This window comes from Cupriavidus sp. PB-02 (assembly GCF_058252315.1).
Genome location: NZ_CM177695.1, coordinates 2,796,262 through 2,809,326, shown reverse-complemented (window position 1 = coordinate 2,809,326; position 13,065 = coordinate 2,796,262). Strand labels below are relative to the sequence as shown.

Below are 13,065 nucleotides of genomic sequence, written 5' to 3'. Positions count from 1 at the left end.
GCGTTCATCCTGCGTGGGGCATACCTACACTGACCTGTATCGCGATCTCCGGATCGGCTCCCGGTAAAGGTCTGTCATGTCCCCGCAGGTTCCCGCAGACGCCACGCGCGTCTGGCAATACATCCTGGCCGGCTTTGCCGCCAGCCTCGCCAGCATCGGGCTGGCCCGCTTCGCTTACGCGCCGCTGGTACCGGCGCTGATCGAGGCGCACTGGTTCTCCTCGTCCAATGTGGTCTTCCTCGGAGCGGTCAACCTGGCCGGCTACCTGGTCGGCGCGCTGATCGGCCATCCGCTGGCGCGGCGAATGTCCGGCACGCATGCGCTGCGCGCGATGATGGCGCTGGTGACGATGGCCTTCGTGGCGTGCGCGTTCCCGCTGTCGGTCGCGTGGTTCTTCTTCTGGCGGCTGCTGTCGGGCGTGTCGGGCGGGGCCATCATGGTGTTGGTCGCCGCCACCGTGCTGCCCCATGTGCCGCGCGAGCGTCGCGGCATCGCCGGCGGCGCCATCTTCCTCGGCATCGGGGTCGGCATTGCGGGCTCCGGGACGATCGTGCCCGTGCTGCTCGATGACGGCTTGCGCGCCACGTGGATCGGGCTCGCCGCCATCTCTGCTGCCCTGACGATCGCTACATGGTTCGCCTGGCCGGCGCAAGCGGTGGAAGCGGATGCGCCGGCGGAGGTGCAGGCGCGCCCTGCACGGACCGAGCCCGGCATCGCGCTGCTGTTCGGCCAGTACGGCCTGATGGCGGTCGCGCTGGTGCCGGCCATGGTGTTCCTGGTCGACTTCATCGCGCGCGGGCTCGGTGCCGGCGCGCAGGTCGGCGCGCGCTTCTGGGTGATCTATGGCGTCGGCGCGATGATGGGGCCGCCGCTGTACGGCTGGCTGGCGGATCGCCTGGGCGCACGCCCGGCGCTGCGGCTGGTGCTGCTGGTGCAGGCGGTGGCCGTGGCCACGCTGTACGCGGCCGGCAGCCATGCCTGGCTGGCGCTGGCAACGTTGTTCGTCGGCATGTTCCCGCCCGGCATCGTGCCGCTGGCGCTGGCGCGCATCCACGAGCTGATCCCGCACGATGCCCGTGCCCAGAACCAGGCCTGGAGCCGCGCCACCATCAGCTTTGCCGCGTTCCAGGCGCTGGCAGGCTACGGGTACTCGGCGATCTTCAGCGCCACCGGCGGCAACCACCGGCTGCTGTTCGTGATCGCCGCCACTGCGCTGGGCGTGGCGGTGCTGTCCGAGCTCAACGGGCTGCAACCGTTCATCGCGCGGCTGCTCTACAAGCGGGCATAAGGCGTCCGCGGGAGCGGGGCATCCTGCCGGGGGGGCGGCGGTTAGAATGGCACGGCATAGCGAAGCGGGTTTCATTCTGGAATCTGCATGAGCTTGCCTCCGGGCCCTCCGACCAATCCTTGCACCCATGACGTCTGGCAACCGCCCGAAGCGGGCATCCGAGCTGAACTTCGACCACGCCTGGCTGATGCGGGTGGCGCAGACCGTGCTCCATGTGTCGGGCGGCATCAGCTATCTCGAACTGTCCGACCCGCGCACCGACCCGCACACGCAGGCCCGCTGGTTCGCCCGCAGCGCGCCGCTGCCAGCGTGCGAGCCGTTGCAGGACGAAGCGCGCTGGGCCGGGCGCCTGCAGGCGGAATGGGCGGCCGTGCCGGTGGCGACACTGCGCACGGCGGACCGCATGGTGGTGGTGTACGGGGCCGGGGCGTCGTCGACGCTCGCCGCCGCATTGACCGCTGGCCCCATGCCCCTCGCGCGCTTTCTCGAACTTGCCATCGGCAGCGCGCGTGCCGTGGCGGCCGCGCATGCGCACGGCCTGCTGCATGGTGATATCCGGCCACACAACCTGCTGGTCGACGGCAGCGCCGGCGTGCGCCTGACAGGCTTTGACCATGCCACGGCGCTCGACGTGATGCCGCCCGTGGTCCCGCATCCCGGTCCGGCTGCACTGGCGTATCTCTCGCCTGAAGTCGCCCGCCACGACCAGGTGCGCACCAGCGCCAGGTCGGACCTCTATTCGCTCGGCGTCACCTTCTACCAGATGCTGACCGGCGCGCTGCCGTTCATGGCCGACTCGCCCACGGCCTGGCAGCACGCCCATCTCGCCATCGAGCCGGTGCCGCCGCAGGCGCGCCAGCCAGACATTGCGCCCGTGCTGGGTTCGATCGTGCTCAGGCTGATGGCCAAGGACCCGGCGGACCGCTACGCCGGCGCCACCTCGCTGCTGGCCGACCTGCTGCGTTGCCAGGCGGACTGGCGCGAACACGGCGAGATCACGCCGTTCGCGCTCGATGCCGCCGGAGCGACCTCCACGCTGAACGTGTCAGGCGAACTCTTCGGCCGCGAGCGTGAAACCGCTATGCTCGCCGATGCACTGGCGCGCGTCAGCCACAGCGGCAAGTCGGAACTTGTGCTGATTGCCGGCGCCGCCGGCACCGGCAAGTCCGCGCTGGCGGCCTGGCTGTCGTGCCAGGCGGGACAGCAGGGCGTGTGCTTCGCCAACGGCAAGAGCGACCAGCTGCAGCTCGATATTCCCTACGCGCCGGTCGCGCAGATGATCCGGGCGCTGACGCTGTCCCTGCTGGGCGCGCCGGAAGCCGCGCTGGCGCCGCTGCGGGAGCGCTGGCTCGGCGCGCTGGCGGGGCAGGGCAGGGCCATCGCCGAACTGGTGCCCGAGGCCGGGCACATACTGGGCCGCACCGCGCCGCTGTCCGACGTGCCGGCGCAGCAGGCGCAGGACCGCGCGGAGACCGCCATCCTGGCCACGTTCTCCGCCTTCGCCGACAAGGGCGCGCCGCTGGTGCTGTTCGCCGACGACCTGCAATGGGCGGACGCGTCGACCATCGCCCTGCTCGAAGCCTTCACCGCGCAACGGCCGGCCAACCTGCTGCTGATCGCCGCCTATCGCGATCACGGCCATGACGTCGAGCAGCGCTTCTCCTGGCTGCTGCATGCCAATCGCTCCGGCGCGCTGCCGGTCACGCGCATCGCCGTCAGGCCGCTGGCCGGGCAGGACCTGACAGAACTGGTGGCGGCCGCGCTCAACGAGCCGCCAGCGCGCGTGGAGGCGCTGGCGCGCGCCGTGCATGCCAAGACCGCGGGCAACCCGTTCTTCTCGTACCAGCTGTTGCGCGCACTGGTCGACGATGGCGTGCTGACTTACCGCAACGACCGCGGCGACGACAGCGGCGGCTGGGAATGGAGCGAGGCCGACGCGGCGCAGAACCGGTATACCGACAGCGTGGTCGACCTGATGACGCGGCGCTTCGCCAGGCTGCCCGGCGTGGGCACGGCGCTGCTGCAGCAACTGGCGTGCGTGGGCATGCGTTGCGAGGAAGGCCTGCTGGCGTGCGTGGCGCAGCTCAGCCCGCTGCAGGTCAGCGAGCGGCTGCGCCCGTTCATGGACGCGGGACTGGTGGTGCGCGTGCCGGACGGCTATGCCTTCCAGCATGACCGAGTGCTGGAATCCGCGTATGCCATGACCGATCCACGGGACCGCCCGGCCGCGCATGCCCGCATCGCCGGCATCATGATCGAGCACTGGCAGGACCAGCTCGCCGGGTATGCCTTCGAGATCTGCAACCAGATCGAGCGCGCGGCCGGCCATGCCTTGTCGGAAGCGGAGCGCGTCGCCTTCGTGCCGGTGCTGCTGCTGGCCGGCAAGCGCGCCAAGCGCAGCGCCGCGATCGCGCAGGCCACGCGCTACACGGACACGGCCTTCGCGCTGATGCAGCCGTCGTGGTGGTCGACGCACTACGCGCTTGCCTACGCCGCCAGCCTGCTGCACTGCGAATGCCTGCTGGCACAGGCCAAGCTGGAGCATGCATCGCGCCAGATCGATGCGCTGCTCACGCGCGACCTGCCGGCGCCGGACAAGGCCGCCGTGCATCGCCTGAAGGCCAGCCTGCAGACCGTGCGCTCGGACTACGAGGGCGCGATCAACGCCGCGCTGTCCGGCCTGGCGCTGCTCGAAATCCACCTGGAGCGCGGCCCCACGCCGGCGCGCATGCGCGAGGCCTATGACGCGGTCAGGACGGCGCTGGGCACACGGACCATCGACAGCCTGGGCATGTTGGCGGCGACCAACGACAGTCGCATCCAGACTGCCATGGGCCTGCTGTCCACGCTGATCTCCTCGCTGTTCGTGCGTGACGGTATCAGCTTCCTGCACGTGGCCAAGATGGTCGAGCTGACGCTGGAGCACGGCGCCACGCCTGAATCGCCGTATGGCCTGTCCTGGTTCGGCGTTTTCATCGCCAGCCTGTACGAGGAATACGAGGACGGGCTCGCCTGGGGACAGGCGGCGATGGACCTGATCGACCGCCATGGCTACGAGGCCGAGCGCATCGCCACGCTGGTGGCGGTCGACCAGGTCAGCGCCTGGACCCGGCCGCTGTCCTACGCGCTGGGCCATGCGCAGCGCGCGGTCACGCTGGGGCGGGCCTCGGGCGATATCGGCATGGCCTGCTATGCCTGCAACCATATCGCCTCCGACCTGCTCGCCATGGGCGAGCACCTGCGGCTGGTGGAGGAAGAGATCGGCCGTGGCCTGGCGCTGACGCGGCTGGTCCAGTACCGGGATATCGAACTGATCCTGTATTCGCAGCATCATTTCCTGCATCGGCTGCGCGTTGGCGACGAGGCTGCGCTACATGGCGAGGCCAGCCGCCAGATGACCGCGGCACAGCGGGTCGCGCGCAGCATCTCGCTGCCGACCAGGTTCTGGATCTGGCTCTACGACGGCATGGCGTCTGTGTTCCGGCAGGAATGGGACAACGCAGTGCGCAGCCTGACGCAAGCCAAGGCGCTGATCTGGTCGGCGCCGGCCCATTTCAACGTGTCGGATTGCCGGCTGTACCTTGCCATCGGGCTGGCGCGCTCGGCCGCGGCTTCATCCGATCGCGGCCAGGTCATGGGTGCCCTGGCCGCGCATCGTGATTGCTTCGCGCGTTGGGCAGCGCTGAACCCGCTGACCTTCCACGGCAAGCTGTTGCTGGTCGACGCGGAGCTGGCGCGCCTGCGCGGCGATGCGCTGCAGGCGCTGGCTTGCTATGAGCAGTCGGCCACCGCCGCCGCCGCCGCGGGATTCGTCCACGAACAGGCGCTGGCGCACGAGCTTGCCGGCATGCTGTGCGAAGCCAGCGGCCTGCCGACGGCGGCGGCGCAGCATCTGCGCGCGGCCCGCGCCGGCTATCGCCGCTGGGGCGCGGATCACAAGGCCATGCTGCTGACCACGGGCTATCCGCAACTGGACGAGGCAGGGCCTGGCGAGGCCGCCGCCGGTGCCGCCGACAGCAAGCACACCGCGGCGCGCTGGGAACTGGGCATGAAGGCTGCCAGGGCGATGTCCACGGAGATCGTCATGGACCGGCTGATCGAAACCCTGATGACCCATGTCGTGATCCATGCCGGCGCGCAGTACGGCTTGTTGCTGCTGATGCGCGGCGAGCAGCCGATGATCGAAGCCTCCGGCCGCGTGGTCGATGGCAACGTGGCGGTTGCGCTCGGCGCGGCGGTGCCGACCGAGCAGGCCTTGCCGCTGGCGGTGCTTAACAGCGTGCTGCGAACCCGGCAGACGCTGGCGCTGGACGACGCCATGGTCGAGGCGCCGTCGATCCGGACCAAGGGCGCCATCCCCAACGGCTTGCGCTCGGTGCTGTGCCTGCCGCTGCTGCGGGGCGGCAGCCTGATCGGCGTGTTCTACCTGGAAAACAACCTGGCCCCGGGGGTCTTCGATGCAGCCCGGATCGCGGAACTGGAAGTGCTGGCACCGCAGGTCGCGATCTCGCTGGAGACGGCACGCCTGTACGAACAACTGATCGACGAGAACAACCGCCGCGTCGCCGCCGAGATGAACCTGCACACGGCGCGCTCGGAACTGGCCCGCACCTCGCACCTGACCGTGATGGGCAGCCTGGCGGCGTCGATCGCCCACGAAGTGAACCAGCCGCTGACGGCTATCGTAGCCACCGTGGACGCCAGCCTGCGCTGGCTGAACCGGCCCAGGCCAGAGATCGCCGAGGCGCTGGACGGGTTCACCGATATCAAGCAGAACGCCATGCGCGCCGCCGAGATCATCCGCGCGCTGCGCGCGCTGGCCAAGCAGGCCCCCGCGGTGCTCACGCCGCTGCAGCCCGACGATGTGCTGCGCGAAGTGCTGAGCATGGTGCGCGTGGATACCGACGAGCACAACGTCAAGGTCGTCACGCGCCTGGCGGCGGGACTGGCGACGGTCGAAGCCGATCGCGTCCAGCTGCAGCAGGTGGTGCTGAACCTGGTCACCAATGCGCTGGATGCGATGGCGCAAACGCCGGTCGAGCAGCGCGAGCTGGTCGTGACCTCGTACCGGGAGCAGGACACCGTCGTCGTCAGCGTGCAGGACCGGGGCGCGGGCATTCCGGACGAGGTGCTGGGCCAGGTGTTCGAGCCGTTCTTCACGACCAAGGAGGACGGCATGGGCATGGGGCTCGCCATCTGCCGTTCCATCATCGAGGCGCATGGCGGCACGCTGCAGGTCCGCGCCCGCCGCGGCGGCGGCAGCGAGTTCATGTTCCGCCTGCCGGTGTGCGAGGGAGTGCCGCCGCTGGCGGGCGCCTCCTGAGCACATCGCGACGCGGGCGATGGGGTGCCGGCGCTGGCGAACCGGCAAATGCGGACTTCCGCTTACGCCGCGGCTTGCGCCGGCAAGCGTCCCGCCGGTCTTTCCAGGCCCAGGTGCGCGCGCAGCGTGGTGCCCTCGTATTCCGTACGGAAGATGCCGCGCCGCTGCAGGATCGGCACCACGCCGTCGACAAAGTGCTGCAGGCCATCCGGCAGCACATCGGGCATCAGGTTGAAGCCGTCGGCGGCGCCGTGGCGGAACCAGTGTTCGATGTCGTCGGCGATCTGCTCGGGCGTGCCGACGATCACGCGATGCCCGCCGCCGCCGGCGAGTTCGCGGATCAGCGCGCGCACCGTCAGGCGCTGGCGCTGCGCCAGCGCCACGGTGGCGCGGAAGAACGTGTGGTTGCCGTTGGCGGGCAGGGGCAGGTTATCCGGCAGCGGCGCGTCCAGGCTGAGACGCTCCACCGGGATGCCAAGCGTTCCCGCTACGCGCGTGAGGCTGTAGTCCCACGGAATCAGGTCGACCAGCTCGTCGCGGCGTTGCCGTGCCTGCGCCTCGGTGGCGCCGATGATCGTGGTCAGGCCCGGCAGCACCTTCACCGCGTTCGGCCCACGCCCGAGCGCTTCGGCGCGCGCATTGATCTCCCGCTTGTAGGCGAGCGACTCGTCGAACGACTGCGAGGCGGAGAACACCGCTTCGGCATGCAGCGCCGCCAGCTCGCGGCCATCGGCGGATCCGCCGGCCTGGAACACGACAGGATGGCCTTGTGGCGAACGTGGCAGGTTCAGCGGCCCCTGCACGTCGAAGAACGTGCCGTGGTGGGCAATCGGCTGCAGCTTGCCGGTATCGACAAAGCGCCCGCTGTCCTTGTCGCCAATAAAGGCGTCGTCTTCCCAGCTGTCCCACAGCGCCTTGACGATGCGGGTGAACTCGTCGGCGCGCGCATAGCGATGCCCGTGCTCGGGCGGCGCGGCCCGGCCGAAGTTGCGCGCCGAGCCGGCATCGGCCGTGGTCACCACGTTCCAGCCGGCACGGCCGCCGCTGACATGGTCTAGCGTGGCAAAGCGGCGGGCGATGTTGTAGGGCTCGTTGTAGCTGGTCGATGCCGTGGCTACCAGGCCGATATGCGTGGTGGCCGCCGCGACGCTGGCAAGCAGCAGGGTCGGTTCCAGCGCCGTGATCGGCCGGAAGTTGATCTGGTCGGCGATCGAGGCATTGTCGGCCAGGAAGATCGCGTCGAACTTGCCCGCTTCGGCGATGCGCGCCACGCGCACGTAGTGGCCGACGTCGAAGAACGCGCGCGGATCGCTGGCGGGCAGCCGCCACGCCGACGGCACGAAGCCGGCATGGAGGGCGTTGATATTGAGGTGCAGCTGTCGTTGCGAGGGGCTTGCTGTCATCGGGGTCTCCGGGCCGCTTCCTCAGAACACGCGGCCTTCGGTGAGGTGCGTGGTGTCGCCGTTGAGGTGGTACGCGCCCACCACCCGCGCCTTGTGCAGCAGCGGGTTGTGGCTGAAGATCGTGCGCAGGTTGCGCCAGTGACGGTCGAAGTTGTGCCGCCGTGCAGTCGCCGAAGCGCCGCCGGCTTCGAACAAGCGCTCCGCCACGTGCAGCGCCAGCTTGCTGACCACGAGCTGGGTCTGGGCCGTTGCCAGGGCGCCTTCCAGCACCAGCGCTCCGGCGTCGTCCGTCTGCGCCAGCAGCGCATCGGCCGAACGGTCCAGCACGCGCGCGTTCTCGCGCACCAGCGCGTCGATGGCATGGCTGTGCGCGGCCAGGTCGCCGATCACCTGCTGGATGAAATGGTCCTCGCGCGCGGTCGGCGCCGGGCTGTGCAGCACCGGGCGGCCATGGTCGAGCACATAGTGCCGGGCATCGGCCCAGGCATTGCGCACGATACCCGCAGCCACCGCGACGAGGTGCAGCTGGCGCAGCGCGCCGCAATGGCGTCCGGCCAGCGTGCTGTTGGCGCGCGGCGCCACTTCATCGGCGAACACCTGCACGTCATCGAACAACAGGCTGCCGCTGGCCGTCATCCGTTGCCCCATGCCGTCCCAGTCGTCGACCACGCTGAAGCCGGGGCGGTTGGTCGGGATGATGATGAAGACGTCGGCGCCGTCGGCGTCGCGCACGTTGATGCGTGCGTAGTCGGCAAAGGCGGTGCCGGTGGCGTAGTACTTCTTGCCGCTCAGGCGATAGTGGTCGCCGTCTCGGCGCAGCGCGGTGGTGATTTCTCCCGGGCGCGAAGTGCCGCGCTCGGTGGAGGCGCCGCCGAAGGTCGCGCCCTCGACGATGCGCTGTACCTGCAGGTCGTTGAACGCCGAGCGCGGCGCCAGGCGCAGCAATTCGGTCTGGTCGAAGTGGATGCGCAGCGCGTGCGCGACATTCGATTCGTCGGCCGCGATGGTGGCGATGACCTCGAACAGGTCGACCAGCGATCCGCCCAGCCCGCCCCATTCCACTGGCAGCCTAAGCAGCCCGAGTCCGGACTTGCGGAACAGCGCGAAGCCCTCATAGGGCAGCACGCGCCGCGCCTCGCGCGCGGCGGCGTCGACGCCGATGTCCTGCGCCAGCGCCGGCACCTGTTCCAGCGCGGCGCGCAGCGCATGCCGGGCATCGAAGTCCAACGGTGCGTTCATGAGTGAGTCCCTCCCTGACGGATGCGTAGGGGCTCAGGATAGGGAACGGGGGCCGGCGGGGGAACGAAGGAAAGGCCATATCGATATGCGCAGAGACTTGCGCGGCGATACGATGCAGAGCCAGACCGAAACGGCGACTGAGGCCTCGGAGCGTGGCAGGGCGCGGTTCGTGGCGCGTTGTCGAGAGACCAGGCTGTCAGCCTGGTACGCATGCCATGGTGCCGGATGCGTGGGTCCGGATCTGGAATGAATCAGCGCCTGCTTCAAATCAAAAAGAGGATCCACAAGCCTATGCCCGTGGATCCTCTGAAGCCGGGAATGACGTGGAAAGTGTCGCTTAGCGGATGGTCGGCATTCAGGCGGAGACAACCTCTGCTAATGAAGTGCAACGCCAGGTCAGTAGCATGAGCGGTGGGCTAGACCGAGCACGGCTGACTCAGCGAAATACGCGTCTTGCAGACCGGCTGCACATCAGAACTTGTGCCGAACGCCAATCGCGGCACCCAGCATGGTGCTCTCGCCCCTGCCCAGGGAATAGCTGTTGCCAAGAGCGAGGCTGCTGGCATAGCCATTCGCCGCCGAGTCGAGCGTCAGGCCAGCGTTCTTGGAAAACGCCGTGGTCAGGTAGACGTCAGTGCGCTTCGAGAAGCCGTAGGTGGCAATGAATGCAACCTGCCAGGGATTGGCAACGGACGTACTGCCGAACAGGTTCCTGACGTTGTCGTAGTTGTACTCGACCGTGAGTTCCAGCGCGGGTATGACCTTGTAGCTGGCGCCGATCCAGTAGAAGTCATCCCGTTTTATCAGGACATCTCTCTGATCCTTGTTCATGTTCCAGCGGTAGCCGGCCATGATCTTGGCGGTGGTGCCGAACGTGTAGCTGGCCGCCACGGCAGCACTCTTGAAGGTGCCGGTGCCGGTGCCAATGGTCGGATTCAGCTGATCGTAGCCAGCGGCCACGCCGAACGCCCCGCCGTTGTAGCTCAGCCCTGCGCCGTAGGCGGAGTCCCGACGGAACTGCCCGGGTACCTCGCCACTTCCACCCAATGCAACGCCCCCGGGTGTTGTTTGCGGCAAGGCCAGTCCGGTGCCGAAGGACCAGTGCGCCGAGGCGCTCAGCGGACCAAAGACACCCTTGTACTTCGCGGTGTTGTCTTCGCGGAAGTTCGGGCCGAGCAGCACTGCCGACGGCTCATACAGCGTTCCGTAGGCAGCCGGAACGAAGTTTGCCATTACATCGAACAGCGACGTGTACTGGCGACCAAAGGTGATCTGCCCGTAGCGATCGCTCTGCAGGCCAACATACGCATTACGGCCGAAGATGCGGCCACCTTGCTGCAGCGTGCCGGTATCCAGGTTAAAGCCCGATTCCAGCACGAAGATCGCCTTGGTGCCGCTGCCCAGGTCCTCCACGCCGCGCAGACCCCAGCGGGAACCTGCCAGGCCGCCGGAGTCCATGCGGTAAACCCTGTTGCCCGGCCCCGGATTGAATCCATTGGCGGCGGTCGGTACCACGCCGACATGATTGACATACTCGATGGCCATGTCAGCCACCCCATAGAGGGTGACGCTCGATTGTGCCGAGGCCACGCCGGCGAAAGTGCCCAGTGCGGCCAGGGTGATGAGCGAGCCTGTCCATCGAGCCCGTCCGTCTGACTTCAGCGCTTCCCCTTGCCTGACCCAACGCTTGTTCTTGTCCTTCCTCATCTGCAACCTTGCCTCCCTTGTCTGTGTTCTTGGTTGATTCGCAATGACCTGGCTGCCGGCTTACTGCCCGCAGGCCGGGCCTTGCCTTGCCGTTGCCGCCATGGAACGGTCCCACGGGCTTCACCTGACAGCTGAAGCCCTTGCTGCTGCTTACAACTCCTGAATCAGTTCCTCCGCCATCGGCCACGTGCCATATCCATCGGCTGGCGAAAGATGGCCGACGTGGCCGGCGTCGACGAAGCGGCTGTCCCAGTCCTGCGCAAGCTCGCGGATGCGCTCGAACTTGCCGATCGGGTCATTGCGGCTGGCGACGACGATGCTGGGAAACGGCAGGCGCTCGCGCGGCACCGGTGTCCAGCCATTCCTCGCCAGCGTCTGCGGGTCGGAGTAGCCGGCGGGCAAGGGCGTCTCGTAATCAGGAGGTGCGGCCAGCAGCGCCCCCTTGATTTCGCGGCTGGCTTGTTGCGCCCAGTGCACGGTGATCAGAACGCCGACGCTGTGGGCCACCAGGATGACCGGGCCTTCGATGCCGCTCACGACGCGATCCAGGTTGGCCACCCGCGCACTGCGCAGCCTTTGGTCCTGGTCGATCTGGGGCACGATGTGTACGGCTCTGCCTTGCTTCTGCAAATGCTCGGCCAGCAGCGTTTGCCAGTGATCGGGCATGTGATCGCGCAGGCCCGGGACGATCACAACCGTCGGCAGCTTGTTGGAGGTCATGGAGTTCGAGTTCATAGTTAGGCGTGGACGTTCCCGCGCGACGGCGGGATGCGTGGCGTGGCCAGCGTCTCGTGGTAATGCGGTCGCGCCTATGCAGTGCCGGGCGCGTACCATCCTCAGAAGGGGCGATCGCCCTTGATCGTGGCGCGTTCCATCCTGCGCGGCGCCGGCCAGTAGTCGCTCACGGCGTAGTGCTGTGTCGCCACGTTGTCCCAGATCGCTACGCTGTTCGGCTTCCAGCGGAAGCGCACCTGGTACTCCGGAATCGCAGCCTGGCTGATCAGGTAGTTCAGCAGCAGGCTTGCGCCCGGGGTCTTGTCCTGGCCGACGCGCACGTTCTCCGGCGTGTGGTAGTTGATGAAGTGCGTCGAGAACGGTCCCACGTACAGGATCTTTTCTCCTGTCTCCGGGTGCGTCCTGACCACCGGGTGGTCCACCAGGGGGTTCTTCCGCACCAGTTCCTCACGCTCCTCCGTGGTCATGATCGCGCCGAACGAATGCTCGATCCCATGCTTGGCACGCAGACCCGCAATCTTCTGCTTGATCTCTTCCGGCAGGTTCTTGTAGGCCTCGACCATGTTCACCCAGATGGTGTCGCCACCCACGTCCGGGCACGAAATGCAGCGCAGCACCGCGCCCTTGGGCGGGCTCGCGCGCCACGACGCATCGGTGTGGTAGGTATTCTCGAAATGATCCCGCTTGTCGCTCTTGTAGATCTCGATCAGGCCCGGGTACCCCGGTACCGTATTGTTGACAGGGTGGTCTTCCAGCTCACCGAAGCGCCTGGCGAATGCAACATGGTCGGCGCGCGTGATGTCCTGGTCGCGGAAGAACAGCACCCGGTGTTTCAACAGCAGTGCCTTGATCTCCGCAAACAGCGTATCGTCCCGCGCCACGTCGGCGAGATTCACGCCCGACAGTTCGGCTCCAATCGAGCATGTGAGGGGATTGACTTGCATAACGACTCTTCCTTTGGCGTGTGAGATTGACAGGCCCACCGGCCGGTAGCAGATAGCCTGGCTTCGATTGTCGGCACTCGCGTCACCGCGCGCTTGACCCATCGCGCCACAATTTGGCGAGTCGCGCCAGGACCACGGAAAGTGGCAACGCTGCCGCTGAGCGAGCCCGGAACTTAATCGGCAACGAGCACGATCTTGCCCATGTGCTGGCTGCTCGCGATGTACGCGTAGGCGTCGGCGATCGCATCCATCGGGAAGGTGCGGTCGATCGGGAGGCGAAGCTTGCCTTCGCGGAAGAATGGAAGCAGATCGCGTGCGCACGCCTGGATGCAATCGAGGCGTTCCTGCCAGGCGCTGATGTCGGGCCGAGGGTATCGATGCGGACCCGGTCGTCAGGCGGTCCACGGTACTGGCATGGCTAGCCTG

At 67.7% G+C, this 13,065-nt stretch carries 8 protein-coding genes; 2 read left to right on the top strand and 6 right to left on the bottom strand.

Annotated elements, in window-relative coordinates; translation table 11 throughout:
• Positions 1–76: 76 nt before the first annotated feature.
• The gene (locus AC10V3_RS33515; protein WP_490923946.1) at positions 77–1,288 is read left to right on the top strand and encodes a YbfB/YjiJ family MFS transporter; all 1,212 of its coding nucleotides are present in this window, start codon (positions 77–79) and stop codon (positions 1,286–1,288) included.
• Positions 1,289–1,415: 127 nt separating this feature from the next.
• Positions 1,416–6,611, top strand: coding sequence for a trifunctional serine/threonine-protein kinase/ATP-binding protein/sensor histidine kinase (locus AC10V3_RS33510; protein WP_490923945.1), 5,196 nt, complete (start codon positions 1,416–1,418; stop codon positions 6,609–6,611).
• Positions 6,612–6,673: 62 nt separating this feature from the next.
• Here AC10V3_RS33510 and AC10V3_RS33505 read toward each other — a convergent pair whose 3' ends face one another.
• From AC10V3_RS33505 to AC10V3_RS33480, 6 genes are all read right to left on the bottom strand, one after another.
• The gene (locus AC10V3_RS33505) at positions 6,674–8,014 is read right to left on the bottom strand and encodes an LLM class flavin-dependent oxidoreductase (protein ID WP_022539718.1); all 1,341 of its coding nucleotides are present in this window, start codon (positions 8,012–8,014) and stop codon (positions 6,674–6,676) included.
• Positions 8,015–8,035: 21 nt separating this feature from the next.
• A complete protein-coding gene (locus tag AC10V3_RS33500; RefSeq protein ID WP_022539717.1) occupies positions 8,036–9,253 on the bottom strand; it encodes an acyl-CoA dehydrogenase family protein in 1,218 nt (405 codons plus the stop codon).
• A 471-nt stretch (positions 9,254–9,724) separates the two neighbouring features.
• Positions 9,725–10,960, bottom strand: coding sequence for a porin (locus AC10V3_RS33495; protein ID WP_022539716.1), 1,236 nt, complete (start codon positions 10,958–10,960; stop codon positions 9,725–9,727).
• A gap of 150 nt (positions 10,961–11,110) precedes the next feature.
• Positions 11,111–11,680: an RBBP9/YdeN family alpha/beta hydrolase gene (locus AC10V3_RS33490; protein ID WP_041681866.1), complete on the bottom strand. Its 570-nt coding sequence runs from the start codon at positions 11,678–11,680 to the stop codon at positions 11,111–11,113.
• Between the two features lie 116 nt (positions 11,681–11,796).
• Positions 11,797–12,639, bottom strand: a complete 843-nt coding sequence (locus tag AC10V3_RS33485; protein ID WP_041681865.1) for a TauD/TfdA dioxygenase family protein — start codon at positions 12,637–12,639, stop codon at positions 11,797–11,799.
• Positions 12,640–12,812: 173 nt separating this feature from the next.
• Positions 12,813–12,908, bottom strand: a complete 96-nt coding sequence (locus tag AC10V3_RS33480) for a zinc-binding dehydrogenase (protein WP_490924327.1) — start codon at positions 12,906–12,908, stop codon at positions 12,813–12,815.
• Between the last annotated feature and the right edge of the window lie 157 nt (positions 12,909–13,065).

Bases quoted from the DNA above. Each gene is read 5' to 3' on its own strand.
- AC10V3_RS33515 (WP_490923946.1), top strand. From the start codon at position 77: ATGTCCCCGCAGGTTCCCGCAGACGCCACGCGCGTCTGGCAATACATC.
- AC10V3_RS33485 (WP_041681865.1), bottom strand. From the start codon at position 12,639: ATGCAAGTCAATCCCCTCACATGCTCGATTGGAGCCGAACTGTCGGGC.
- AC10V3_RS33510 (WP_490923945.1), top strand. From the start codon at position 1,416: ATGACGTCTGGCAACCGCCCGAAGCGGGCATCCGAGCTGAACTTCGAC.
- AC10V3_RS33505 (WP_022539718.1), bottom strand. From the start codon at position 8,014: ATGACAGCAAGCCCCTCGCAACGACAGCTGCACCTCAATATCAACGCC.
- AC10V3_RS33500 (WP_022539717.1), bottom strand. From the start codon at position 9,253: ATGAACGCACCGTTGGACTTCGATGCCCGGCATGCGCTGCGCGCCGCG.
- AC10V3_RS33495 (WP_022539716.1), bottom strand. From the start codon at position 10,960: ATGAGGAAGGACAAGAACAAGCGTTGGGTCAGGCAAGGGGAAGCGCTG.
- AC10V3_RS33490 (WP_041681866.1), bottom strand. From the start codon at position 11,680: ATGACCTCCAACAAGCTGCCGACGGTTGTGATCGTCCCGGGCCTGCGC.